Here is a 24,461-nt window from a genome sequence, read left to right on the forward strand (position 1 = left end):
TACCGAAATTTTTCTAAAAAAATGCATGCTTTTATTTATGGTGAAACTTAAAATTGTCTAGTATCAGCCATTTTTCTTTTACCTATACAGTTCTAACCAAACGATACCCCTTTTAACCCGTTTCGTAACTTACGAAGCGAAATTTTAAAAAAATAAAAAGGAATGAACAAGGTATCCCTCATCCATTCCTTTTATTTATAATGTAACAAGTTCCGTTGGTTTTTTCGGGTCAGTATCATATAAGGAAAATTGTTCACCTACGATAATCCCCTTTGTCTTTAACGTTTGTTCCACCGACATTCTTGCTAGATCCTTCATATTGTTATCAAGGCTTAAGTGGGCCAGGTAAATCCGCTTGGTCTTATCACCGGCCACTTCACTCATTGCAAGGGCGGCGTCTTCATTACAAACATGTCCGACATCACTTAAAATCCGGCGCTTGATGCTCCATGGATATTTTCCCATCCTCAGCATGGACACATCATGGTTACTTTCAAATACATAAGCATCGGCATTCGAGATGATTCCTTTCATCCGATCGCTTACGTACCCTGTATCGGTAATGACCACAAGTTTCTTATCTTCATGATGAAAGACGTAAAACATCGGCTCTGCGGCATCATGTGAAACGCCAAAAGATTCTATATTAAGGCTGCCGAACGTTTTGACCTGTTCCATTTCAAATGTGAATTTTTGTTCGGTTGCAATTTCACCGATTGATCGATCCATGGCGTTCCATGTTTTTGCATTCGCATATATCGGGAGTTTATGTTTTCTGGCTACCACGCCAAGACCTTTAATATGGTCGCTGTGTTCATGGGTAACAAGGATGCCGGATAGCTTCGACATATCACGGCCAATATCCTGAAACAATGCTTCGAGGGCTTTACCGCTTAAGCCTGCATCGACAAGGAATGATTGATCCTCCGTTTCCACGAAAAAGGCATTTCCTGTACTCCCGCTTGCGAGAACACTAAAATGCATTGTCATCTATACTCACTCCAGTATTTTTTCTTCTGTATTCAATTCAATGACCTCTCCATCAAAAGCATTCACGAAGAGATCCGTTTCGTCATCAATGACCACCCACCATGTTGGCACAAGTAAATGTGACACAGATGTCGTCTGCAGCGAATTGTAATATCCCAATTTTACATTCGTGACGTCGCTTTTGGGGTCAATATCACCATTCTGATACAATGCTCCAATGGCATTTAAAGCAGATGTCAATTCTTTAGGTTTATTGAATTTTTCGATCCCCTCTAAATACATCTGTTCATAGGAAACGATTTCACCCTTCTTGTTCAGATATAAAGTGACCTTCCCTTTACTATTATTGAAAAACATCTTTTTATCTGCCACTTGATAGCAGGTGATGGTCTGACTGATTTCATCATAGCTCCAAAAATGATACTCATTTCCATTTAATATATACTCCTTCAGGAATATATCCACGTCTGCAGCTTGAATTTCCTCCTTCATGCCAATCGGTGTTTTAAATGTACCCACAAGCTTCTTATCATCGATGATTTTTGCTTTTTGATTTTTCAGGTTCTGTATATCTTTCTTCTCGAAAGTCTTGCTTTGGGCAATCAGGAATTGATCCGACTTTTGTTTCGGAAGTGGGGTTTCTATTGAAATTTCATCTTCTTTCAAAAGTTCATCCGTAGAGGACTCCGTGAAACTTTCATATTGTGAGTCATTAATCTTTTCCAGGAATTGATAAAGAAGAAAAATATTCAAAATGAAGAAAACCATGATGAAAATCGACTTTGTATTATTCCAATCCACTTTGATCGCCTCCCGTATCTTCATCAAAAGGCACAATAAACCATTTATCGCCGATACGATAATACCAAGTGGGCTCAAGTGTAACTAGAGTTACAAGTTTGGAATCCAGGGATTTATTCAGTTTATAGCCAATCGAGATGTCCTCCACACTTTTGAAATCGATATTATCTTTCGATTTCAGCTGATTCAATACTTCTTTACCGCTTTTTAAAGTCTTTGGTGATCCTTCTGACGGGAGGACTGAGTCAAGTGAAAAGTATGGGCGTTCATAGCTATAAATTTCTTCTTTCCCCCAAATTTGCTCGATTTCTGTCATTCCAGATTCATTGAAGGTCGGATAACCATTTACGAATAATCGGAATACCACTCGTTGTTCATTCTCCGACATATAGGCAAAGCGGTAATTGTTATTTTCCCAACCGGCATGATCATTGATGAAATCAATGCTTTTTTGCAAAAGGTCACTGGAACTGTCAAATAACTTGCTCTTTTGTGCCGGATTGATATAAGAAATTAGGTAATTCTCTTTATTGACCGTCATAAGTCTTGTTCCGTCCGTGTATTCCTCACCGACCGAAACGGGTTCCTGGCGGACGAACTTCGGAAAATTAAATAACGCATTTTTCAAGTTTACAATATCTAAATAGTCAATATAATATTCAAGTCTGTTGATCTCCACTGGATTTTCCGGGACGAACAGCGTCCTTTTGCTGTTTATCGTTTCGGCCGTGTATTCAGGGTGCTTATCGTAAGAACCCCTATAAAATGAATCCATGAAATTCCTTAGTTTTTTAGAGTCGACCATACCTTGATAAATCTTCTCTTGATCGTAGGAAACAAAATAAACGGCAGATTCATTACCACTGATATCCTTTTGTTTTATGATGATTCGATCAAACGAAAATTCAGGCACTTCCTTATCCGCTATATTCAATACCGTTTTATAAAGGGCAATGGGAATATCATCGGAAAATTCGATTTCAATCGATCCATCTTCATGGACAAAATCGTCAAATTTCCTTTGCAGCCTTTTTACGGATACCTCTTTTATGCCGCTGAAACGCCATTGCGAAAATTCTTTTTCCATTTCATTTATTTCTACCGGATTGGAAGTCTGGAAATGCTGCCCATTGCCATGGAAAAGGATACTGACTGGTTTAATGACATCACTGACAATCTGGACATCGCTTTTAATCTTTATAAATTCCGACGATTGTTCAAATGGATCATACTCAGGCTCGTACGTCCAAATGCTCCATGTCAAAAAAATGCTTGTCCCAACCAAAATAATCAGTATGATACTTTTTGCACGTTCAAAATTCATGACCAATCATCCTCTTCTTCCTGTTCGTAAGGAAGTGTAAAGAACACGGTAGTTCCTTTTCCATCCACACTTTCCGCCCATATTTTCCCGCCATGCGCCACGACCATCTCTTTTGCAATCGCTAAACCAAGCCCTGTCCCGCCTAAGTTACGGGCCCTTGCTTTATCCACACGGTAGAAGCGGTCGAATATTTTATCAATGACGTTTTTCGGGATACCCACTCCTTGATCTGTAATGCTCACAATGATAAAGCCATCGGATGCCCTGACGCGGAAAGTCACTTGACCCCCTTCAGGTGAGTACTTTAATGAGTTGGAGATTACATTATAGAGAACCTGGGTGATTTTATCTTCATCAATATCCACAAAATAAGCTTCCTTCGGCAAGTCACGCTTAAACGTGATGTCATCATTTTTCGTCATTTCAAAACGATCGATGATATGGTCATAGAATTTATTGAAATTCACCCAGCCAGTTTTAAGCCTGTAATCTTTACTGTCCATTTTCGAAAGCTGTAACAGATCATTAACAAGCCTGATCATTCGCTCCGTTTCATTTTGGGTCACACTTAAAAAGGATGGAGCGATTTCCTCGTCCTTCCATGCTCCTTCAGCCAATGCCTCCAGGTAACTTCTCATCGTCGTTAGCGGAGTTCGCAGTTCATGTGATACATTGGCAACAAATTCCCTGCGTTCACTCTCGATTTTTTCCTGCTCTGTTATATCATGCAAAACAGTAATCAAACCATTAACGAATCCCGTTTCCTTTTGAATGACCGAAAAGTTCCCCCTCAAAATGAAAGGCCGATTTTTTTTGCTGTAATCAAGGATAATGGACTCTCGCTCTTCCAGTAAATCCTCAAATTTATATTCTTCTTCAAGACCCAAAACCTCAATGATCGGTTGGTTCATGACGGTTTCACTCGAGACATTCAATAATTGTGCCGCCGGTTCATTAATCAAGTTCACCCGACCGCGCCTGTCCGTTGAAATTACGCCATCCGTCATATTGGAAAGGACAGAAGAAAGCTTGCGCCGCTCTCCTTCTGTGCTTGATTGCGACTCTTGAAGCTTTTTGGTCAAATTATTGAAAGTGACGGCAAGCTGGCCAATTTCATCATCGCCATATACCCTGACTTTTCTGGAGAAATTCCCTTTCGCCATCACCAGTGCCTGTTTTCTCATATCAGACATTGGCCTGGTGATCGTTCGTGCGAGCAGGATCCCCAAGATGGCCGTAATGACCAGGGCGATTGCCGTACCCGTCATGAAGATACTATTGATTTCATCCATCTGCTCAAAGACATTTTCCATCTCTGCTATTACATAGACGGCGCCAATGACCTCCCCATTTGCTTCAACGGGTGTCGAAAGGACCCAGAGCCGCCTGCCTGTTTTCTGATCCCGAAATACATCACTATATTCTTTCCCATAGATGAGCGTATTCTTAATAAGGACCTCTGTTGTCTTCTTCCCTACAATATCCTGGTTACTTAGGGCTGAAGTTCCGATCACGCGTCTGCTGCGGGTGTCGATGACACGTACTTCCGAAATATCATTCGATGAATTATCCCGGTCTTTCAATATCGTATCAATCGCTTCTTCGAGGGTTGGATCTTCCTCTCCCCTCTCTTTTTCCATTTCCTCACCAATGCTGTAGGTAAGCAGGTTAACGTGGCCTTTTATTGATTTCGTAAAGTTCCCGACAAGATTTTCTTCCAATTCCCCAACAAAATATACCCCGATTATTTGCATCGCTACGAAAATGAGCAAAACATAAATCAGAACAAATTTAAAATGAATTGAGCGAAAAAAACCAACCTTTTTCATAGAAACTACTCCTGTTCAGGGTTACGCAGGTAATAACCGACCCCTCTTCTAGTTACAATCCAGCCAGGATGGCTTGGATTGTCTTCAATCTTCTCACGAAGACGTCTGACCGTTACATCGACCGTCCGTACATCACCAAAATAATCATAGCCCCACACGGTTTGTAATAAGTGCTCCCTTGTCATGACCTGACCGATGTGCTTTGCTAAGTAATGAAGCAACTCAAATTCGCGATGCGTTAATTCAATCGTATCGCCCCGCTTGGATACGACATAGGCATCCGGATGGATAGTGAGCGTTCCTATCGTAATTTCCTTCGGTTCATTTTCTTGATCGGGAACCGGAACAGCTTGCTGACGTCTTAAGTTCGCCTTAACACGGGCAATTATTTCCCGGGTACTAAATGGCTTTGTCACATAGTCGTCTGCACCAAGTTCCAATCCTAAGACCTTATCTATCTCTGAATCTTTTGCCGTTAACATGATGATCGGCGTTTCATACTTCTTCCTTACTTCCCTGCAAACTTCCATCCCATCGCGCTGCGGCAGCATGATATCTAGTAAAATCAAATCAGGTTGCCGTTCTTCCACCATTTTGAGGGCTTCATTGCCATCATAAGCACAAAAAACTTCATAGCCTTCTTTTTTTAGATTGAATTGTAATATATCAGCAATTGGCTTTTCGTCATCCACTACCAGAATCTTTTTATCCATGTACTTATCTCCTTTTTAATAACTGAACTGAATCTATTAAAAACCGTGTCCTTATCCGGGACCTTATTCACTTTTCCTTCTGCTTGCACCATCCTGGCAACCTAGTTCAGCAAAGTTATATACATATACCCAATAAAAGGGGCTGAACACCGGAATGAAAGCAAATTGTCTCTATTCTACTTTATCATTTTATAGGCATTAAATCACCTTTTTCCTATTATTCTCATCTATGTATGGATGCAGAAGAAGTCTTCGAATATTTTTCGAAGACTTCCATCGATTACTGACTTATATAGTTTAAGGGATTAACGAGAGACCCATTTTTATATATTTCAAAATGGAGGTGGACACCAGTCGAGTGCCCTGTTGAACCCATCATGCCAATTTTCATGCCTTTTTCAATCTTTTGTCCTGCTTTTACATCTATTGAATCCAAATGGGCATATATTGTCTTATACCCATTATTATGATTGATCGTTATCTTGTTACCATATCCTCCGGAGTTTCCGGCAGTTTCGATTATCCCATGATCTGCTGCCGATATGGTCCTGGTGGTTGGCCGGGCAATATCAATACCTTTATGAAGTTTCCCCCAGCGCTGGCCCTGCTTACTGGAAATATAGCCCCCATCTGCAGGCCATGAATATGTACCGCTGCCCTGTGAAGGAATGACCTTCGTGCCTTTTCTGGTGATTTCTGTTTTGACGTTTTCCGTGACTTCTTTTTTTACGATCGTTTCACTGATTTTCTTTCCGTTTGTTTCAGATACATTATAGGTGAACCCAAGAATCCCCTCATTCCCTATTTGTTCAGTAATGAGTTCGCCCTTAGGAAGTTCGTCATCTTCCTTCACTTTCTTTTCAAAAGGAATTCTCTCTTCCTTAAATACTTCTCTTTCTACCATAACGTTCACATAGGGGGCACGCTGGGTCACATAGAGACGCTCGCCCTCTTTAACACCCTTGTTCTCATCCTGTCCCGGATTTAGCTCCAGCAGTTGATCCAGGTCCATATCATGCCTAGTGGCAATGGCTTCAAGATCCTCATCTTCCTTAGCCTCATAGATCGTCGTTTCTTCCTTTCCTTCTTCTATCATGGAAAGGGTTTCATCGACACTCTTGATTTCGTCTGGATATACCATTGTCTCTTTAAACGTAACGGGAAGTGAATATTCGATGTCCAGAATTCTACTTCCTGGCTCTTCTAACGAATCCGCATCTTTTTCATTTACTTTTTTACCTGATTCGTATTCAGCGTATTCCTCTTCATTTACGTATAATAACGTGATTTTCTTCAGAACGTCCTCGGCATCTTCCTTTGACGCAACATAAGCGACAGCCTGATTATCTATGTCGATTTCATACGCCTCTGCCTTCACATTCAACTGATCCTGGATTCCCTTAACAGCCTGGTCCTCTTTTACCTCTTCATTGAATACCTTTTCAGGTACAAACGTCAGCTGTGTCTCCTTATCGAATGTAAAGTCAGGATAATCTTCCTGTGCTTCTTCTACCTTATCGGCTACGATCTTTTCGATTTCCGTTTCATCCGTCACACTTCCGATGAACTCATCGTTAAGATAAACATGCTGTATGGTCGCAGTTTCCGATAGCCCAGCAGCAGTTGCCCGATTTCCTGCAAGCACTAAAATGACGGAAACCATCAACAGGATGATCCCCTTGCCTTTTGAGCTAAACATATATTGTCCTCCTTAACGGCTCAGTCACCAATTAAGAAACTAATCAAATTTATTTTGAGATTTATTAGTCCAATTTAAATATCCAAATGCTCATGACTGATTTAATGATTTTTATCACTCATAACTCTACCATATTAGGAAAAAAAACAAGAAACAGACTTCATAATGTAATAGAACTGTATAAATGGTGACAACATGTACCAATAAATATGGTAATGGGAAAGGTTCAATAAACTGCGGAAAGAGGGGTGGACCTAAGCCTGGTAAGGTTAAAAGCGAGTTATATGCCGAATTGGTCTAAATTGGTATGTTACAAATCGTTAACAATCTAATAACAAGATTTCTTTCAAAATACATCTGGATGCAAAACAAAAAAACGCCCTAAAGGAAAGGCGTTTATAAAAGGATGGCTCAGGACGGAATCGAACCGCCGACACAAGGATTTTCAGTCCTTTGCTCTACCGACTGAGCTACTGAGCCAAATATTCTATTTTAGAATAAAAATAAAATGGCGGTCCCGACGGGAATCGAACCCGCGATCTCCTGCGTGACAGGCAGGCATGTTAACCGCTACACCACGGGACCAGTAAAGCATTTATATAAAGAAGTGACCCATACGGGATTCGAACCCGTGTTACCGCCGTGAAAGGGCGGTGTCTTAACCGCTTGACCAATGGGCCGGAAAAAATGGTGAGCCATGAAGGATTCGAACCTTCGACCCTCTGATTAAAAGTCAGATGCTCTACCAACTGAGCTAATGGCTCGTTCTAATGAAATGTTTCTTTGCAGGATGTTTCTTTGCAGGATGTTAACTTAACATCTGCAGCTTGTTAATGGCTTGTTCTATTGTGACGACGCTTTTGATAATATCATGGTTAATATAGTTTAGGCAATAGTTTTTTGAAATAAAATTATTTTTTTCTTATTTTTTTTCATTTTCCTTCCGCTTTATCCATTCTAACGATCGTGACAGGTGACGCATGGATGTTAATAACGAAAGAAGAGCCGGCAAAAAAGCCAGCTCCTTTTTCTTGAATTACGCTAGACGCCAAGGGCTTCTCACGACATTAGTTTGGTTACGGTCAGGACCGACAGAGAAAGTGGTCAAAGGAATGCCCACCAATTGAGATACGCGCTCTACATAGTGACGAGCATTCTCTGGAAGCTCATCCAATGATTTGCAACCTGTGATGTCTTCTGACCAGCCTGGTAGCTCTTCATAGACTGGTTTACATTCGCCAATCGCTTTCAAAGTCGCTGGAACCTCATGAATGATCTCGCCTTTGTAGTCATAAGCCACACAAATTTTGACCGTATCAAGACCTGATAATACGTCAATCGAGTTCAATGATAGATCGGTAATCCCGCTGACACGGCGAGCATGGCGGACGACAACAGCGTCAAACCAGCCTACACGGCGCGGCCTGCCTGTAGTTGTACCATATTCACGGCCAATTTCCCGGATTTGATTGCCGACTTCATCATGCAATTCTGTAGGGAAAGGACCATCGCCCACACGGCTTGTATATGCTTTACATACTCCAACCACATGGTTGATTTTCGTAGGACCTACACCAGAACCGATCGTAACTCCGCCTGCAACCGGGTTGGATGAAGTGACGAATGGGTATGTTCCTTGATCGATATCAAGCATAACACCTTGTGCCCCTTCGAATAATACCCGTTTTCCTTCATCAAGTGCGTCATTCAATACAACGGATGTATCACAAACATATTTCTGCACTTGTTGTCCGTACTCATAGTATTCTTCCAAGATATCTTCGATTTTGAAACCTTCCGTTTCATAGAAACGTTCAAACATACGGTTTTTTTCGACAAGATTTTGAGACAATTTTTCCTCGAAAATTTCACGGTCCAAAAGGTCTGCCATGCGGATTCCGTTACGAGCAGCTTTGTCCATGTAAGCAGGGCCGATTCCCTTTTTAGTCGTTCCAATTTTGTTGGCGCCTTTACGGTCTTCTTCGACTTCATCCAATTTGATATGGTAAGGCAGAATGACATGTGCACGGTTCGAGATACGAAGATTATCCGTACTCACCCCATGGCTATGTAAATAAGCAAGCTCCTCTACAAGAGCTTTTGGATCAACCACCATACCATTTCCAATGACACAAATCTTATCACTATAAAAAATCCCTGACGGAATTAAATGCAGTTTATAGGTAACGCCGTTAAATTTTATTGTATGCCCTGCATTATTCCCACCTTGATAACGAGCGATGGCTTCCGCATTCTGGGATAGAAAATCTGTTATTTTACCTTTACCTTCGTCTCCCCATTGTGTACCGACTACTACAACTGATGACATCTGAATAAAGCACCTCCAAAGGTTCACGTAATACCGATCATAAACCGGTTCTTATCAAACAAACCTATTTTATCAATAATCCAAACTGGAAGTCAATACAAAATCCGAACAATACACTTTTCAATAAATACTTTGTTCGTAAATATAAGAAAAATTCTTTCCGGTTTTACATTGGGTTTTGGATTGTCAATTATTATTGTGCCCTTAGATTACTATTTCTATTATCACAAGGCCGTTTCTTTTTCCCAAAACATAGAAAGCCCGCCATTGCATGAATGGCAGGCAGTTCCCTATGCGCCGGGAGACATCGAATCATCATCGAAGCGGCGTTCGAGGTTAACGAATTTATTATATTCTTTTACGAATGCAAGCGAAACCGTGCCTACTGGACCATTACGCTGTTTCGCTATAATGATTTCAATGATATTTTTGTTCTCGGATTCTTTATCATAATAATCATCACGGTATAAGAATGCGACGATATCAGCATCTTGCTCGATACTCCCTGATTCCCGGATATCAGACATCATCGGGCGCTTATCCTGACGCTGCTCCACTCCCCGCGATAGCTGGGAAAGGGCGATGACGGGCACTTTAAGTTCACGGGCGAGCGCTTTGAGTGAACGTGAAATCTCGGATACCTCTTGCTGACGGTTGTCGCCTGAACGACCATCGCCTTGAATCAGCTGCAGGTAATCGATCAATATCATGCCAAGGCCATGTTCCTGCTTCAAACGACGGCATTTTGAACGGATTTCACCAATCCTCACACCTGGCGTATCATCGATATAAATGCCGGCATTCGACAAGCTTCCCATCGCCATCGTCAGTTTACGCCAATCCTCATCAGTTAAGGAACCTGTCCGTAAATTCTGGGCGTTGATATTTCCTTCAGCACAGAGCATACGCATAACGAGCTGCTCTGCACCCATTTCAAGACTGAAAATCGCTACATTCTCCTCCGTTTTGGTCGCAACGTTTTGAGCGATATTCAATGCAAAAGCGGTTTTACCAACCGAAGGACGGGCACCCACTATGATAAGGTCATTACGTTGGAACCCTGCCGTCATTCGATCCAGTTCAGCAAATCCTGTCGGTATTCCCGTGACATCCCCTTTACGGGTAGTCAAAATTTCTATGTTATCGTACGTCGCAACCAATACATCCTTAATATTTTGAAAAGACCCGGAATTCTTACGCTGGGCCACTTCCATGATCGTTTTTTCTGCTTCCCCGAGCAGCTCCTCGACCTCGTCCTCGCGACTGTAGCCTTCCTGAGCGATGTTCGTCGCTGTCCTGATCAAACGACGCAGCAATGACTTCTCCTCGACGATGCGGGCATAATATTCAATATTGGCCGCGGTAGGCACCGATCCGGCCAATTCACTTAAATAAGACACTCCGCCAACTTCTTCAAGGTTTTTAGTCGCAGCCAGTTCCTCTGTCACCGTGATCAAATCGACAGCTTTTCCTTCGTCATTCAATTTAAGCATCACATTAAAGATTTTTTGATGAGAGCTTCTGTAAAAATCCTCCGGAATCAAAACTTCCGACGTAACGGTCAATGAAGAGGGCTCAAGAAAAATGGCGCCTAGTACAGCCTGTTCGGCTTCTATATTTTGAGGGGGAATCCTATCCTGAAATTGTTCTATCATATCTTAAAACCTCCCATTCTAAGAGGATACCTTTATATGTTTCTAGTAAAAAAGAAAAAAGTGAAAGGACAACGTGCCCAATCACATTTTTTGTCTATCTCTATTTTATCAATTTTTCACAGATATGAAACAGCTAAAATTAGTTAATTTCTTTCACATGCACAGTCAGTGTCGCAGTGACCTCAGGATGAAGCTTGACTGGAACCTTTGTATGCCCTAAAGAACGGATGCCCTCTGCAAGCTCCATTTTACGCTTATCAACCTTGATACCGTGCTTTTTCTGAAGCTCCGATGCAATTTGTTTAGTCGTGATGGAACCGAATAAACGCCCGCCCTCACCGGCTTTGGCGGATAGTTCAACCGTTAATTTCTCCAGCTGCACTTTCAATTCTTCAGCATGCTGCAGCTCTTCTGCCGCAAGTGATTCTTCTTTATTTTTCTGAGCTTCCAAAGTTTTTACATTTGTATTATTTGCTTCAACGGCCAATCCTTGTTTAAGCAGGAAATTATGTGCATAACCATCTGCAACATTTTTAACTTCCCCTTTTTTCCCTTTACCTTTAACGTCTTTTAGAAATATTACTTTCATTCTTTATGTCCCCCTTCTAAATATTCATCAATTGCTGCTTTTAATCGACTTTCGGCTTCATCTATGGAGCATACCTGTTGAGTGGCGGCATTTGTAAGATGCCCGCCTCCATTCAACATTTCCATGATCACCTGTACATTGATGTCACCAAGAGAACGTGCACTTATGCCAACTGTATCATCAGATCGCTTAGCCATTACAAAGGAAGCGACAACGCCATCCATGGTCAATAGGGTGTCCGCAGCCTGAGCAATGAGCACCTGATTATGAACCTGATCGGTTTTTGCCGCGGCAATGGCAATTCCCTTTTTATAAAAGATGACTTCTTCAATGAGCTTCGAACGTTTGATATAGGTGTCCACGTCTTCTTTTAAGAATTTCTGTACAAGCACCGTATCAGCTCCATGCGCCCTTAGATAAGAGGCTGCATCGAAAGTACGTGAACCCGTTCTTAAGGTGAAGCTTTTCGTATCGACGATGATACCCGCAAGAAGGGCCGTCGACTCCAGCATATCAATCTTTGAGCGTTTCGGCTGATATTCAAGCAGTTCGGTCACAAGTTCTGCCGTTGAAGATGCATATGGCTCCATATAGACGAGCAATGAGTTCTTGATGAACTCCTCACCCCTTCGATGATGGTCGATGACTACAACCTTATCGATCCTATTCAATAACCGCTCTTCAATCACCATGGATGGTTTATGTGTATCGACCACGACCAGCAAGGTCTCATCCGTAATCATTTCAAATGCATCATCAGGTGTTATGAACCGGCCATACAGCTCTTCTTTATTTTTGATCTCTTCCATTAAACGAAGGACGCTGCTATCGAGCTGCTGGGTGTCGATGACAATATACCCTTCACGTTCATTCATTTGGGCAACTTTCAGAATGCCGATCGCTGAACCGATTGCGTCCATATCCGGGTTTTTATGGCCCATGACAATGACTTTATCACTATCGAGGACTATATCCTTCAATGCATGGGAAATGACACGTGCACGGACCCTCGTGCGTTTTTCCATCGGATTGGTTTTGCCGCCATAGAATTTCACTTTTCCATTCGCTTGCTTTATGGCTACCTGGTCACCGCCCCGCCCTAGGGCGAGATCCAAGCTGGACTGTGCAAGCGTACCTAGTTCCGGCAAGGATGACACGGCCGAACCGACCCCGATGCTCAAGGTCAATGGTACATTTTGCTTGGCCGTCGTTTCCCTGATTTCATCCAAAATCGAGAATTTGCCCTTCTCAAGCTGATGAAGGATATGCTCATTGAAGACAGCGATGAATCGTTCCGAGGATACCCGTTTAAAGAAAACGCCATTATCCCTTGCCCATTTATCAAGAAGTGAGGTAACCAAGCTATTAATGCTGCTTTTACGCTGATCATCCATACCCTGTGTCAAATCATCATAGTTATCAAGAAGAATGATCGCAATTGCCGTTCGCTCATCTTCATATAATTTCTCGATTTCCACTTGCTCCGTCACATCAAAAAAGTACAGAAGCCTTTCATCACGCTTATGGACCACCTTGAATTTCCGATCGTGGAGCGTAAGTGTCTCTGTCTCGATCTCTTGCTTGATTAACGGTACTATCGAGTCCGCAACATCGTATAGCGATCTTCCTGCCAAGGAGTCTTCACTAAAACAAGAAGCCAGGAATGGATTGGTCCATTCAATGTAATAATCCTCATTAAAGAGCATGATCCCAATCGGCATTTCCAATAACGCTTCCTCGCCCACCTTCTTTAAACGGTAGGATAAAGTCGTTATATACTCTTCAGTCTTTCGTTGCTTTTTTTCTACCATTCTTAATGTTAAATAAAATAAACCAGCAAGAATCAATAATCCAACAAGTGCAATAACCCAATTATAATAAGCCAATACGCCCAATAGTAAAACGACCGCGGCCAGCACCCCATACAATGGGGACTTAATCGAGTATTCTTTCAAATAAGATGGCATAGTTTCAGCTCCTAAAAGCATCTGTTTTACAAAAAAGTCTTCTATTCCTTTTTCTTGATTGTCTCCCTAAATGGGAAGCCTAAATCTATTATACCTAAAAATCGGACGGCCGTCGTAATAATCGGAATCGGCAGAAGCAAAGAAAAAACCACGATTAAAACAGGTATGGCCTTAGCCCATGACTTAACATGAGCGATATAGAACATCAGGGAATATCCTTGTAACAAAATGAAGAACTGCAGTATGAAAAATAGGTTCGTTATGGCCATATATACAAAACTGTTCTTGTCCGTATTCACAAAAAGAGCAAGAAGCATCGTAATTAAATAATACCATAAAAGGCTTTTCGGAAGTCGCAGATTCCGAAAATGGGGCCATTTTAACGCCTTATCACTGAATCTCTTCACAATGGGATGCGCAGCGAAGAAAATCAATAAAACCATGATGACGGACATCAAGACGAACAAACTTGGCATCAGCGTGTTCATCATATCGATTGATTCATACAAGCCCTTTTTGACTTGTTCCGTCGGTGCCTGTCCCAAAGAATCCATGATGCCGATTGTATTTTCGAGGGACCTCTCAGCCATGTTCATCGATTCTTCTATGTAATTAACGTCCGTTATCAACACTGAAGCTGCATATATTAATAAAATGCCTCCCAGGAAAACAAGGACTGCGCTTATGAACATAGGTGCCATCGGTTTGTCCCTTTTCAAAAAATAGCCAATCGCAATTCCCGTTGCCCCCATGAGCAAGGTCAGCGGAACAGATAATATCGTCCCGATGAGGATCGACAATAACGAGGCTACAAATAAGTAACCAAGGCTCCACGATAACTTTTGTTTGATTGTGACCAGTATGAATGGAATGGGTAAAAAGAAAGTAGTGAAAATACCCAATAGTGGGACTTGTATGGTGATGAACAATAAAATGCAATATAGTGCCAGAAGTGCTCCGCCCTCGGCAATCCGTCTCCCGCTATTCATCTTTTTCACCCCCTGTTATTATTTATGTCTTATCTCCATCTTTATATTGTATCCGTTACGGCCAGGATATTTCAAACAACACATTCTTTTTTAGGATATGATTATTTTTTCTGAGGAAAACATCCGGTTAACTTCCTTTTTGAAATTAAAAAAAACCGCAATTAGCGGTTTTCAGGAATAAGTGACAACTTATAAAAAAGGCACATTAAGGATAACTCCTCAATGTGCCAATTTATTATTCACCAGATACATATGGTAGTAAAGCCATAGTACGTGAGCGTTTAATAGCAATCGTTAATTTACGTTGATATTTAGCGCTTGTGCCAGTTACACGACGTGGTAAAATTTTACCGCGTTCTGAGACGAATTTTTTAAGAAGATCTACATCTTTGTAATCAATTTTAGTGATTCCGTTAGATGTGAAATAACAAACCTTTTTACGCTTACCGCGTCCTTTACGTCCACCCATTGCCATAATAAATTTCCCTCCCTGCTTTTTTGAATTTTCATTTTAAACGGCTGTTTAAAATGGAAGATCATCATCTGAAATGTCGATTGTCTTACCGTCATTTGCAAATGGATCATCATCTACACGAGTGTAGTTGTTATTGCTCCGTTGATTCTGATTAGGATTTTGTCCATACGAATTGTTGTCATTTCCGTTATTATTGGCATAACTTCTTTGACCCCCACCGTAAGAACCGCCTTCATTTCTTTCACCCGCTGAACTGCTTCGTGGTTCAAGGAATTGAACGCTCTCAGCCAGAATCTCCGTCACATATACGCGTTTGCCGTCTTGTCCTTCATAATTACGTGTTTGGACACGTCCATCCACGCCAGCTAAACTGCCCTTTTTCAAGAAGTTAGCTACATTTTCTGCCGGTTTACGCCAAACTACACAGTTAATGAAATCCGCTTCACGTTCACCCTGCTGATTCGTAAAACTACGGTTCACAGCTAAAGTAAAGGTAGCTACGGGAACTCCATTAGGTGTATATCGTAATTCAGGATCTTTAGTTAAGCGTCCTACCAAAACTACGCGATTCATCATCAGAATCAACCCCTAGGTTTCAATCTTGTTTCATGTGAAACAAGATTAGAATTTATATTAATATCGAATTATACTTCTTCTCTAGTAGCCATGTGGCGAATAATGTCTTCACTGATTTTAGCAAGACGATCGAATTCTTGAATCGCAGCACTTTCAGCGTTAACTTTAAGAAGCATGTAGTAACCATCACGGAAATCATTGATTTCATATGCAAGACGGCGTTTACCCCATTCTTTTGCTTCTACTTCCGCACCATTATCAGAAAGGATTGTGTTGAAACGTTCAACTAAAGCTTTTTTAGCTTCTTCCTCAATGTTTGGACGGATGATATACATAATTTCGTATTTTCTCATCACTGTCACCTCCTTTTGGTCTAAGCGGCCCTATTGGGCAAGGAGCAATTATTTATAATTACTCACAAGATAAAATTATAGCATAGTTATAGAGGCTTTGCAACGAACGGATCGACTTATTACAATTAATTGTAATTTAATGATTTAAGTCTCAAAAAAAAGACCCTACATATGGAACGGTAGGGTCTTTGAATCTTAAACGTTAAAACGGAAATGGATAACATCGCCATCGTTAACGATGTATTCTTTTCCTTCTAAGCGAACTTTACCCGCTTCTTTTGCAGCACCATGACTGCCCGCTTCAAGTAAATCGGTATAAGAAACCGTTTCGGCACGGATGAAACCACGTTCGAAGTCCGTGTGAATGACGCCGGCACATTGAGGGGCTTTCATTCCTTTGCGGAATGTCCAAGCACGCACTTCCTGTACACCAGCTGTAAAGTATGTTGCCAATCCAAGCAGATTATAAGAAGCACGGATCAACTGATCAAGACCTGACTCCTCGATGCCAAGTTCAGATAGGAACATTTCCTTTTCTTCACCTTCAAGCTCTGCAATTTCTTCTTCGATTTTGGCACAAATCACGATTACTTCGGCATTTTCCTTCGCAGCATATTCACGAACTTGCTGTACATATTCATTATCGTCAGCATTAGCCACTTCATCTTCGCTCACGTTCGCCACGTAAAGCGTCGGCTTCGCAGTAAGTAAATGCATGCCCTTCACGATTTTTTGCTGCTCTTCAGTAAACTCGACGGTACGTGCAGGCTTCTCATCTTCCAATGCTTCTTTTAAAGCCACAAGGATTTCATGTTCTGCCACAGCGGCTTTATCTTTTTGCTTGGCCATTTTTCCGACACGGTCGATGCGTTTGACAACAGATTCCAAATCGGCAAGGATCAATTCAAGGTTGATGACTTCAATATCATCGATTGGATTAACTTTTCCGGAAACATGTGTAATGTTATCGTCTGCAAAACAACGGACGACTTGACAAATGGCATCCACTTGACGGATATGGGAAAGGAATTTATTACCCAATCCTTCTCCTTTACTTGCTCCTTTTACGATCCCGGCGATATCCGTGAATTCAAATGCTGTCGGAACCGTCTTTTTCGGTTTAACCAATTCAGTCAATTTTTGCAGACGGTAATCTGGCACTTCCACGATCCCGACATTAGGGTCGATCGTACAGAAAGGATAGTTGGCAGATTCCGCACCTGCCTGAGTAATTGCATTAAATAAAGTGGATTTACCTACGTTAGGCAAACCGACTATACCAGCTGTTAAAGCCATTTATATTTCACTCCTTCAAGATGATTCGTACATATGGGAAAAGAACTGATCTTCCATAAAGACCCTCCAATTACCTAAACCTTTCCCAATTATAGATTTCGCTTCCTAAAAAGACAAGTAAATCATGAGAAACGTAGGATTACTTTCACTCCAAAAAAAAAGCATGATCACTCCTCATGCTTTTGCAGAACTTTTTTCATTTTCTTCGCGAATTCACGTCGGGGCAGCATCACGCTATGACCGCACCCTTCACATTTTATCCGGATATCCATACCGAGCCGTATGATTCTCCACTTGTTCACTCCACAGGGATGCGGTTTCTTCATTTCCACAATATCCTTTAGTGCAAATTCCTTTTCTTCCATAACCATGAGCCCCCTAACTCCTATGACTCGCTGCCATTGTACGTAGATTTTATCCCACTTGAATCAAGCGCAGCACTTATTTCTTTTCTTAATATCCTGCTGATTTCGATGTGATGCATCGGCTTTGTTTCCGCTTTAATCCGAAAGACGATTTCTTCAGGACTGATTTTTTCAATTCCCAAAAATTCAGGTGCTTTGACCAAGGCTTCGTATTTGCCTTCCATACTGTTTAAAAGATCGATCAGCACCTTCTCGGCACGCTCGGCCGATCCATCGTTAGGTATGGTCACATCAATAACAGCCATACTGTTTAAAATGGAATAATTCGTGACCTGGACGATGCTTCCGTTGGGTATGAAGTGCAATTCACCTGCACCGCTTTTAATTTTTGTAGTACGAAGTCCGATTTCAATGACTTCCCCTTCAAATGTATTGATTTTAATATAATCGCCAACCGAGAAATGATCTTCAAAAATTACAAAAAACCCAGTAATTATATCCTTGACCAAACTTTGGGCACCAAACCCAATCGCCAAACCGAGAACACCAGCACCAGCGAGTAATGGCATTACGTGAAGTCCAAAAATCTCCAGAATCATCAACAAGGCAATGAAATTGATGACATAGGTGATGATATTTTCCAGCAATTTAATGAGTGTCGCTTCCCTGCGCTCCGATACCCGAATCGGACTTCTTAAACGTGCTTTGAAAAATTTATTCAGAATAGTCTTTCCTATTGTAATAATAATACGCGATAACAACAGAACAAGGAAGATTTTAATAATGCCCTCTCCCATCAGCAGCCATATCTTTTCATCCATTATCTCTTTTGTAACGTTATCATAAATGCGATCCATATTTTCCTCCTGCTTAATGCAAATAACTGTAAAACTATTATATCTTCTATATGATTTTTTCCCATAAAGACTTATTCCTCTACCCTTCATGAATTGAGATAACCATGAATTAGAGAGATTTTCTCTATTTTATCAATAAATAATGGTTTCTGTACAAAAAAATTATGGGTATATAGGTAAAATAATTAGAAGTTTTTACCCAGATATTCAAGTAATTATTTACTAGAAAGTATAAATAAAAGCAATTGGTAGAGGATGAAGTCGATTCATATCCCCTTCACCTGTTTGCATGTTCTACAAAAAATTCCCTCATCCATAATGTTAAATACCGTATATTTTCCCCCTTTTATCCGTATACTGTAATACCAAATAAAGTAAAGGAGTTGAGCCGATGAATCTGAATTCTAGTCTATTTAATAATAACAAAAATAGATTGAGTCGCATCCTGCATGAAGATACGGATGCATCCAAACAAATTTCCCAGGAATTGATCAACCTCCTACCTACCGGAAAGCTTCAGCCAATCGTCATCGTCTGTATAGGCACAGACCGTTCCACAGGCGATTCACTCGGACCACTTGTCGGCACTCTGCTTAGTGAGAAAGCTGAAAACAGCACTTCTTCATTCCATGTTTATGGAACTCTGGATGACCCTATACATGCGATGAATTTACAGGAAAAATTAAATGAAATTAAAAAGATTCATGCCAATCCCTTTATAGTCGGAATCGATGCTTGCTTAGGGAAAATGAAAAGCGTCGGCATCGTTCAAATCGGTCAGGGACCAGTGAAGCCAGGCGCTGGTGTCAATAAAGATCTTCCTTCAGTTGGAAATGCCCATATTACAGGAATCGTGAATGTGAGTGGATTCATGGAGTTCATGGTCTTGCAGAATACGCGTCTTAATCTTGTGCTGAAAATGGCCAAAACCATTGCCGAGGGGATTTATGAAGCACAAAATCATTATCCAATAAAACCTTCCATCACTCCTTTCACATGGTCATTCAAGCAAGAAAAAACCCTTTGATCGGTTTTTGCTTATTATAAAAAAGAAGGAAGGGATCATCCCCTTCCTTCTTTTTTATACATAATACATGAAAGTAACCAAAATGGCGGTGATCATTATCCCTGGAAGCAGATTCGCCACCCTTATTTTGGTGACACCGATAATATTCAAGCCAATTGCCAAAATCATGACTCCCCCAGTTGCCGTCATTTCCAATATGAAGGAATCCATTAAAGCAGTTGGGATCATCGTATTGATCTGCCTTGAAAAAATCGCTATGAACCCCTCATAAAGAATGATCGGAAATGCTGAAAAAAGTACACCTATGCCAAGCGTGCTGGCGAGGACCAATGCTGTAAATCCATCGATGATCGCTTTTGTTATCAAAACGTCATGATCATTCCGGATACCGCTATCCAGGGCACCGATAATGGCCATCGCCCCAATGCCAAATATGAGCGTAGCCGTTACAAACCCCTGAGATATCGAAGTTCCTTCCTTCGCTTTCATCCTGCGTTCAAGCCAATTGCCTAAAGAATTGAGCCTAGCCTCAAGATTCATCCATTCACCCAGGACAGCCCCTCCGACAATACTTAAAATGACAACAAGGAAATTATCGCTTTTAAACCCCATCTGCAAACCTAAGACCATGACGGCCAAACCGATACCGCTCATGACCGTTTCTTTTATCTTTTCAGGTATATGTTGTAAAAACCTTCCTAAAATCGAACCGATTAAAATGCAGGCACCATTCACCAAAGCCCCTAATAATACCATCTCATCCACCTAATTTTCTGCATATGTCGTCATGGTCTTTTCATAAAGGGGATCTAAGAGGAGAGGTTCTCTTGATCGATCAAGTTCAAAATTCTCTCTAAATCTTCTTTTGAAAAGAATTCTATTTCTATTTTTCCTTTTTTCTTGCTTTGTTTTATCGTTACGCTCGTTCCTAGTCTTTCACGCAGGCTTGTCTCGCGCTGCTTTATGAATATATCTTTTTTCTCTTGTTTCTTAGGTTTGGTTTCACGTGAAACGGTATCATTCAATTGATGTATATATTGCTCTAGCTGTCTGACATTCATACCTTCTTTGAGGATTTTATCCACTACCGGCTTAAGCATCTCTTTTTTCTTTAAACCTAGCAATGCCCGGCCATGCCCCATGGAAATTTCCCCGTCGGAGATATATCTCCTAATCCCTTCAGGCAAAGATAGTAATCTAACATGGTTTGCTATATGGGGCCGGCTTTTACCCAGCCGATTGGCCAACTGCTCTTGGGTGAATTCCAATTTTTCAAGAAGTGTTTGATAAGCGATAGCTTCCTCGATCGGATTCAAATCCTCCCGTTGCAGGTTTTCCAAAATCGCCAGTTCCATCATCTGCTGTTCGTTCAATTTCCTCACAACGACCGGAACTGTCTTTAAACCAGCTTCCTTTGCGGCACGATAACGCCTTTCCCCAGCCACGATTTCATATCCCTTAATGCTTTCCCGGGCAATAATCGGCTGTAAGATCCCGTGTTCCATGATGGATTGCTTTAATTCCTCTATAGCTTCAAGCCGAAAATTCTTTCGGGGCTGATAAGGATTTGGCCTTAATTCCCTTACTTTGATTTCGCGCACGATTTCATCTTTACTGATCTCCCCACTGTTGAAAAGTGCGTTAAGTCCTTTGCCAAGTCCTTTAGCCATTTGATACCACTTCCTTTGCCAGTTCTAGATAGACCTCCGCCCCACGTGACTTTGGATCATATATAATTATCGGTTCTCCATGGCTCGGTGCTTCACTCAAACGGACATTGCGGGGAATGATGGTTTGATAGACTTTATCCTGAAAGTATTTTTTGACTTCTTCTATGACCTGGAGACCTAGATTTGTTCTTGCATCCAACATCGTCAAGAGCACACCCTCGATTTTCAAATCATGGTTCAAATGCTTTTGGACGAGGCGGACCGTATTCAACAGTTGACTCAAACCCTCCAATGCATAATATTCACATTGTACCGGAATCAAAACGGCATCCGCAGCCGTTAAGGCATTAAGCGTAAGCAAACCCAATGATGGAGGGCAGTCAATCACAATGTAATCATATTGGCTTTGCACCTCTTCTAATGCCCTTTTTAATCGGACTTCCCTTGAGATGGTCGGAACAAGTTCAATTTCTGCACCTGCTAGTTGAATTGTCGCAGGTATGGCATATAGGTTTTCTACCTTTGTTTCCATGATAACGGTACTGGCCTCGACATCATCAACCAATACATCATAAATACATTGTTCCACATCCGCTTTGTCAATACCTGCACCGCTTGTCGCATTTCCCTGCGGATCAATATCGACCATTAAGACTTTCTGTCCTATATATGCAAGACAAGCACTTAGACTGACAGAAGTTGTCGTTTTTCCAACACCGCCCTTTTGATTTGCAATGGCGAGAATCTTACCCACGAATTCACCTGCTTTCAACTATCTTCATCACGCTATATCTATTGATTTTTACCGTAAATCCATTTATTTCTTTCTATTTTATCATGAATGTTACTGGAAGAAATCGTTTTCTGAAATTCCTCTTAAAATTTGAAATATATCTAAAAGCATTATAAATTCGGGGAAAGTTGAATGTTTTCAAGGTGGAAAATACAAGTTTTGGAGAGAAAATAAAAAAGCTTGGTAATCGGAGACTACCAAGCGGGCTAAGGATAGGGAATCAAGTTTTTTTCTTGGGTATTTTTATCGTGAACTGATAATACTCCTCGAATTCTTCTTCCTCTGCATCCAAATTTATTCCATTGTCTGTAACCATATTGAGTGATTGGCGTATGGTATTCACGGCAATCCTCATGTCTTTACTAAACGCTTTTCTCTTAGGTTTCGGCTTCTGCACAGTACCCGATAGGAGCTTGACGACCTGCTCTTCGGTCTGCTTGACGTTCAACCCTTTTTCGATGATTTCCAAAAGCAGTTTAAGCTGCTTTTCAGGACTCTTTAACGGTATCAACGAGCGGGCATGGCGTTCCGTAATTTGCTTTTGAAGAAGTGCATCCTGAACCTCCTGTGGCAGCTTAAGCAGCCGAAGCTTATTCGCCACGGTAGATTGACCTATTCCCAGTCTTTGTGCCAGTGCTTCTTGGGTTAAACTATGCAGTTCCAATAGTTTTCCGTAAGCCAAAGCTTCTTCAATCGGTGTCAGTTCTTCACGCTGAAGGTTTTCTATCAGCGCAACGGAAGCCGTTTCTGTATCTGTGAAATCTTTGATTATAGCAGGTGCCAATTCCCAGCCAAGCTTTTGCATGGCCCGGAAACGACGCTCGCCTGCAATGATTTCATATTTTCCCTGACCATAAGCCCTTACTACAATTGGTTGAATGATCCCATGTGTATGAATCGTTTGAGCCAATTCAGCAATTTTATCGTCATTAAAAACGGTCCTTGGTTGAAATCGATTAGGCACAATATCAGAAATGGAAATTTTTCTTATTTCTTCATTATTATTGCTAGGTGTCTCCATCTCTAGTTGCTCTTCTTCTTTTTCGCCAAACCCAAAGAACCGCGAAAAAGGATGCTTCATCTTCCTACACCACCTTTTAAAACTCCCAAATAACATATTCTCTATTTAAAGGACAAGTCCTGCATACATTTCCCGACATGGTTATACATATGGCCCTTCACTGTAAAAAACATGTCGACTGGCGCCATCAAGGCAATAATGAGGAATGGACGGCCAGTTATTAAAATATCGGCCGGTATGCCCAAGAATTATTTCCCTGAATCAGCCAGCACAAAAATGCCTTCTTGTTGGCAAATGCAGTATTGAGTGAAAATAATAAGGTCATACATTTATAGTAAAAGAAAATAAGGGCAAGTACCAGCCATATATTTGGATCATCTACGCTTACTATGAAAACATACTCCTCATGCAGAGGTCATTCAATAGGCTGTTTATTTGGTGTCCCTGGTTTTCTCGGGTATTTTTTAGGAGTCCTCTTCACTTTTTTTACAGTAATGATGTTTCTTTCACTATTTTCCTCTGGCAATGTGAAAGGATGAATTTCTTCGATTTCTCCGCCTAACGTAAAAATCGCCTTCTTCCCTGTGTCCATTTCATCTTGTGCACTAGCCGCTTTCATGGCAATGAACGTCCCATCCGGTTTAACAAGCGGCAAACATAGTTCACTTAAAACAGACATCCTGGCTACTGCCCTTGCCATGACAATATCATAGGATTCGCGATGCTCCGGTTTTTGGGCGAAGGTTTCAGCCCGGTCATGATAGAAGGAAACTCCCTTTAATTGCAAGGAATCCGCAAGGTGATTCAAAAAAGAAATTCGCTTATTCAAGGAATCCACAATCGAGACGTGGATATCAGGGAAACAAATCTTCAATGGAATACTCGGAAATCCAGCTCCAGCCCCAACATCGCAAATTCGATACGATTTATTAAAGTCAAAATAGAAGGCTGCACTGATTGAATCATAAAAATGCTTAAGATAAACTTCATCTTTATCAGTGATGGCTGTTAAGTTCATCTTTTCATTCCATTCCACCAATAATCGATAATAAGTGTCAAACTGATCAAGCTGTTGAGGAGAAAGCTCGATCCCTTTCTCCAGCAGTGCTTGTTGGAACTGTTCAATATTCATGTTTGCTTCAA

At 41.2% G+C, this 24,461-nt stretch carries 23 protein-coding genes and 4 tRNA genes; 1 reads left to right on the forward strand and 26 read right to left on the reverse strand.

What is annotated here, in order from left to right:
• Positions 1–195: 195 nt before the first annotated feature.
• From J7E52_RS07140 to J7E52_RS07240, 21 genes are all read right to left on the reverse strand, one after another.
• The gene (locus tag J7E52_RS07140; RefSeq protein WP_214744466.1) at positions 196–990 is read right to left on the reverse strand and encodes an MBL fold metallo-hydrolase; all 795 of its coding nucleotides are present in this window, start codon (positions 988–990) and stop codon (positions 196–198) included.
• Positions 991–996: 6 nt separating this feature from the next.
• Complete coding sequence (locus J7E52_RS07145; protein ID WP_214744469.1) at positions 997–1,791, reverse strand: two-component system regulatory protein YycI; 795 nt, start codon at positions 1,789–1,791, stop codon at positions 997–999.
• Positions 1,778–3,115 (reverse strand): YycH family regulatory protein, encoded by a 1,338-nt coding sequence (locus J7E52_RS07150; RefSeq protein WP_214744470.1) that lies wholly within the window; start codon positions 3,113–3,115, stop codon positions 1,778–1,780. The genes J7E52_RS07145 and J7E52_RS07150 overlap by 14 nt, the downstream gene beginning before the upstream one ends.
• Complete coding sequence (gene walK / locus J7E52_RS07155; protein ID WP_214744472.1) at positions 3,112–4,944, reverse strand: cell wall metabolism sensor histidine kinase WalK; 1,833 nt, start codon at positions 4,942–4,944, stop codon at positions 3,112–3,114. The genes J7E52_RS07150 and walK overlap by 4 nt, the downstream gene beginning before the upstream one ends.
• A gap of 5 nt (positions 4,945–4,949) precedes the next feature.
• Positions 4,950–5,657, reverse strand: coding sequence for a response regulator YycF (gene yycF / locus J7E52_RS07160; RefSeq protein WP_034316131.1), 708 nt, complete (start codon positions 5,655–5,657; stop codon positions 4,950–4,952).
• Between the two features lie 280 nt (positions 5,658–5,937).
• Entirely contained in the window at positions 5,938–7,356 is a 1,419-nt protein-coding gene (locus tag J7E52_RS07165) for a peptidoglycan DD-metalloendopeptidase family protein (RefSeq protein ID WP_214744474.1), read from the reverse strand.
• Between the two features lie 407 nt (positions 7,357–7,763).
• Positions 7,764–7,836 (reverse strand) — tRNA-Phe (locus J7E52_RS07170).
• A 29-nt stretch (positions 7,837–7,865) separates the two neighbouring features.
• A tRNA-Asp gene (locus J7E52_RS07175) sits at positions 7,866–7,941 on the reverse strand.
• 23 nt (positions 7,942–7,964) lie between these two features.
• A tRNA-Glu gene (locus J7E52_RS07180) sits at positions 7,965–8,036 on the reverse strand.
• An 8-nt stretch (positions 8,037–8,044) separates the two neighbouring features.
• Positions 8,045–8,120: transfer RNA gene (locus tag J7E52_RS07185), tRNA-Lys, on the reverse strand.
• A gap of 272 nt (positions 8,121–8,392) precedes the next feature.
• Positions 8,393–9,685, reverse strand: a complete 1,293-nt coding sequence (locus J7E52_RS07190; RefSeq protein ID WP_076368493.1) for an adenylosuccinate synthase — start codon at positions 9,683–9,685, stop codon at positions 8,393–8,395.
• A gap of 290 nt (positions 9,686–9,975) precedes the next feature.
• Positions 9,976–11,340, reverse strand: coding sequence for a replicative DNA helicase (gene dnaB, locus J7E52_RS07195; RefSeq protein WP_034316139.1), 1,365 nt, complete (start codon positions 11,338–11,340; stop codon positions 9,976–9,978).
• A gap of 139 nt (positions 11,341–11,479) precedes the next feature.
• Positions 11,480–11,929, reverse strand: coding sequence for a 50S ribosomal protein L9 (rplI, locus tag J7E52_RS07200; protein ID WP_214744476.1), 450 nt, complete (start codon positions 11,927–11,929; stop codon positions 11,480–11,482).
• Positions 11,926–13,896 carry a DHH family phosphoesterase gene (locus J7E52_RS07205; protein ID WP_214744478.1) on the reverse strand — a complete coding sequence of 657 codons (1,971 nt, stop codon included), beginning with the start codon at positions 13,894–13,896 and terminating at the stop codon, positions 11,926–11,928. Before J7E52_RS07205 ends, rplI begins: the two co-directional genes overlap by 4 nt.
• A 41-nt stretch (positions 13,897–13,937) precedes the next feature.
• A complete protein-coding gene (locus tag J7E52_RS07210) occupies positions 13,938–14,885 on the reverse strand; it encodes a YybS family protein (RefSeq protein ID WP_214744480.1) in 948 nt (315 codons plus the stop codon).
• A 235-nt stretch (positions 14,886–15,120) separates the two neighbouring features.
• Positions 15,121–15,360 carry a 30S ribosomal protein S18 gene (gene rpsR, locus J7E52_RS07215; RefSeq protein WP_034316147.1) on the reverse strand — a complete coding sequence of 80 codons (240 nt, stop codon included), beginning with the start codon at positions 15,358–15,360 and terminating at the stop codon, positions 15,121–15,123.
• 48 nt (positions 15,361–15,408) lie between these two features.
• On the reverse strand, positions 15,409–15,936 hold the full coding sequence (gene ssb / locus J7E52_RS07220; protein WP_214744483.1) for a single-stranded DNA-binding protein: 528 nt from the start codon (positions 15,934–15,936) through the stop codon (positions 15,409–15,411).
• 68 nt (positions 15,937–16,004) lie between these two features.
• A complete protein-coding gene (gene rpsF, locus J7E52_RS07225; RefSeq protein ID WP_034316153.1) occupies positions 16,005–16,289 on the reverse strand; it encodes a 30S ribosomal protein S6 in 285 nt (94 codons plus the stop codon).
• Between the two features lie 195 nt (positions 16,290–16,484).
• A complete protein-coding gene (gene ychF / locus J7E52_RS07230) occupies positions 16,485–17,585 on the reverse strand; it encodes a redox-regulated ATPase YchF (protein WP_214744485.1) in 1,101 nt (366 codons plus the stop codon).
• Positions 17,586–17,752: 167 nt separating this feature from the next.
• Positions 17,753–17,950, reverse strand: coding sequence for a DUF951 domain-containing protein (locus J7E52_RS07235; RefSeq protein WP_034316158.1), 198 nt, complete (start codon positions 17,948–17,950; stop codon positions 17,753–17,755).
• 20 nt (positions 17,951–17,970) lie between these two features.
• Positions 17,971–18,807, reverse strand: coding sequence for a mechanosensitive ion channel family protein (locus J7E52_RS07240; protein WP_214744487.1), 837 nt, complete (start codon positions 18,805–18,807; stop codon positions 17,971–17,973).
• Positions 18,808–19,198: 391 nt separating this feature from the next.
• Between J7E52_RS07240 and yyaC the strand changes: the two genes are divergently transcribed.
• Positions 19,199–19,834 (forward strand): spore protease YyaC, encoded by a 636-nt coding sequence (gene yyaC / locus J7E52_RS07245; protein ID WP_214744489.1) that lies wholly within the window; start codon positions 19,199–19,201, stop codon positions 19,832–19,834.
• 54 nt (positions 19,835–19,888) lie between these two features.
• Here yyaC and J7E52_RS07250 read toward each other — a convergent pair whose 3' ends face one another.
• From J7E52_RS07250 to rsmG, 5 genes are all read right to left on the reverse strand, one after another.
• Entirely contained in the window at positions 19,889–20,590 is a 702-nt protein-coding gene (locus J7E52_RS07250; protein WP_214744491.1) for a DUF554 domain-containing protein, read from the reverse strand.
• Positions 20,591–20,643: 53 nt separating this feature from the next.
• A complete protein-coding gene (locus tag J7E52_RS07255) occupies positions 20,644–21,504 on the reverse strand; it encodes a ParB/RepB/Spo0J family partition protein (protein WP_214744493.1) in 861 nt (286 codons plus the stop codon).
• On the reverse strand, positions 21,497–22,258 hold the full coding sequence (locus J7E52_RS07260) for a ParA family protein (protein ID WP_034316249.1): 762 nt from the start codon (positions 22,256–22,258) through the stop codon (positions 21,497–21,499). Before J7E52_RS07260 ends, J7E52_RS07255 begins: the two co-directional genes overlap by 8 nt.
• A gap of 259 nt (positions 22,259–22,517) precedes the next feature.
• Complete coding sequence (gene noc, locus J7E52_RS07265; RefSeq protein WP_214744495.1) at positions 22,518–23,378, reverse strand: nucleoid occlusion protein; 861 nt, start codon at positions 23,376–23,378, stop codon at positions 22,518–22,520.
• Between the two features lie 355 nt (positions 23,379–23,733).
• A complete protein-coding gene (rsmG, locus tag J7E52_RS07270) occupies positions 23,734–24,450 on the reverse strand; it encodes a 16S rRNA (guanine(527)-N(7))-methyltransferase RsmG (RefSeq protein WP_214744497.1) in 717 nt (238 codons plus the stop codon).
• Between the last annotated feature and the right edge of the window lie 11 nt (positions 24,451–24,461).

The sequence above is a fragment of the Bacillus sp. ISL-34 genome (assembly GCF_018613325.1).
Classification (GTDB): Bacteria; Bacillota; Bacilli; order Bacillales; family DSM-1321; genus Peribacillus.

Excerpts from the sequence above, each read along its gene's own strand:
- J7E52_RS07140 (WP_214744466.1), bottom strand. The coding sequence starts at position 990 with ATGACAATGCATTTTAGTGTTCTCGCAAGCGGGAGTACAGGAAATGCC.
- J7E52_RS07150 (WP_214744470.1), bottom strand. The coding sequence starts at position 3,115 with ATGAATTTTGAACGTGCAAAAAGTATCATACTGATTATTTTGGTTGGG.
- walK (WP_214744472.1), bottom strand. The coding sequence starts at position 4,944 with ATGAAAAAGGTTGGTTTTTTTCGCTCAATTCATTTTAAATTTGTTCTG.
- yycF (WP_034316131.1), bottom strand. The coding sequence starts at position 5,657 with ATGGATAAAAAGATTCTGGTAGTGGATGACGAAAAGCCAATTGCTGAT.
- J7E52_RS07165 (WP_214744474.1), bottom strand. The coding sequence starts at position 7,356 with ATGTTTAGCTCAAAAGGCAAGGGGATCATCCTGTTGATGGTTTCCGTC.
- J7E52_RS07190 (WP_076368493.1), bottom strand. The coding sequence starts at position 9,685 with ATGTCATCAGTTGTAGTAGTCGGTACACAATGGGGAGACGAAGGTAAA.
- dnaB (WP_034316139.1), bottom strand. The coding sequence starts at position 11,340 with ATGATAGAACAATTTCAGGATAGGATTCCCCCTCAAAATATAGAAGCC.
- rplI (WP_214744476.1), bottom strand. The coding sequence starts at position 11,929 with ATGAAAGTAATATTTCTAAAAGACGTTAAAGGTAAAGGGAAAAAAGGG.
- J7E52_RS07205 (WP_214744478.1), bottom strand. The coding sequence starts at position 13,896 with ATGCCATCTTATTTGAAAGAATACTCGATTAAGTCCCCATTGTATGGG.
- J7E52_RS07210 (WP_214744480.1), bottom strand. The coding sequence starts at position 14,885 with ATGAATAGCGGGAGACGGATTGCCGAGGGCGGAGCACTTCTGGCACTA.
- rpsR (WP_034316147.1), bottom strand. The coding sequence starts at position 15,360 with ATGGCAATGGGTGGACGTAAAGGACGCGGTAAGCGTAAAAAGGTTTGT.
- ssb (WP_214744483.1), bottom strand. The coding sequence starts at position 15,936 with ATGATGAATCGCGTAGTTTTGGTAGGACGCTTAACTAAAGATCCTGAA.
- rpsF (WP_034316153.1), bottom strand. The coding sequence starts at position 16,289 with ATGAGAAAATACGAAATTATGTATATCATCCGTCCAAACATTGAGGAA.
- ychF (WP_214744485.1), bottom strand. The coding sequence starts at position 17,585 with ATGGCTTTAACAGCTGGTATAGTCGGTTTGCCTAACGTAGGTAAATCC.
- J7E52_RS07235 (WP_034316158.1), bottom strand. The coding sequence starts at position 17,950 with ATGGAAGAAAAGGAATTTGCACTAAAGGATATTGTGGAAATGAAGAAA.
- J7E52_RS07240 (WP_214744487.1), bottom strand. The coding sequence starts at position 18,807 with ATGGATCGCATTTATGATAACGTTACAAAAGAGATAATGGATGAAAAG.
- yyaC (WP_214744489.1), top strand. The coding sequence starts at position 19,199 with ATGAATCTGAATTCTAGTCTATTTAATAATAACAAAAATAGATTGAGT.
- J7E52_RS07250 (WP_214744491.1), bottom strand. The coding sequence starts at position 20,590 with ATGGTATTATTAGGGGCTTTGGTGAATGGTGCCTGCATTTTAATCGGT.
- J7E52_RS07255 (WP_214744493.1), bottom strand. The coding sequence starts at position 21,504 with ATGGCTAAAGGACTTGGCAAAGGACTTAACGCACTTTTCAACAGTGGG.
- noc (WP_214744495.1), bottom strand. The coding sequence starts at position 23,378 with ATGAAGCATCCTTTTTCGCGGTTCTTTGGGTTTGGCGAAAAAGAAGAA.
- rsmG (WP_214744497.1), bottom strand. The coding sequence starts at position 24,450 with ATGAATATTGAACAGTTCCAACAAGCACTGCTGGAGAAAGGGATCGAG.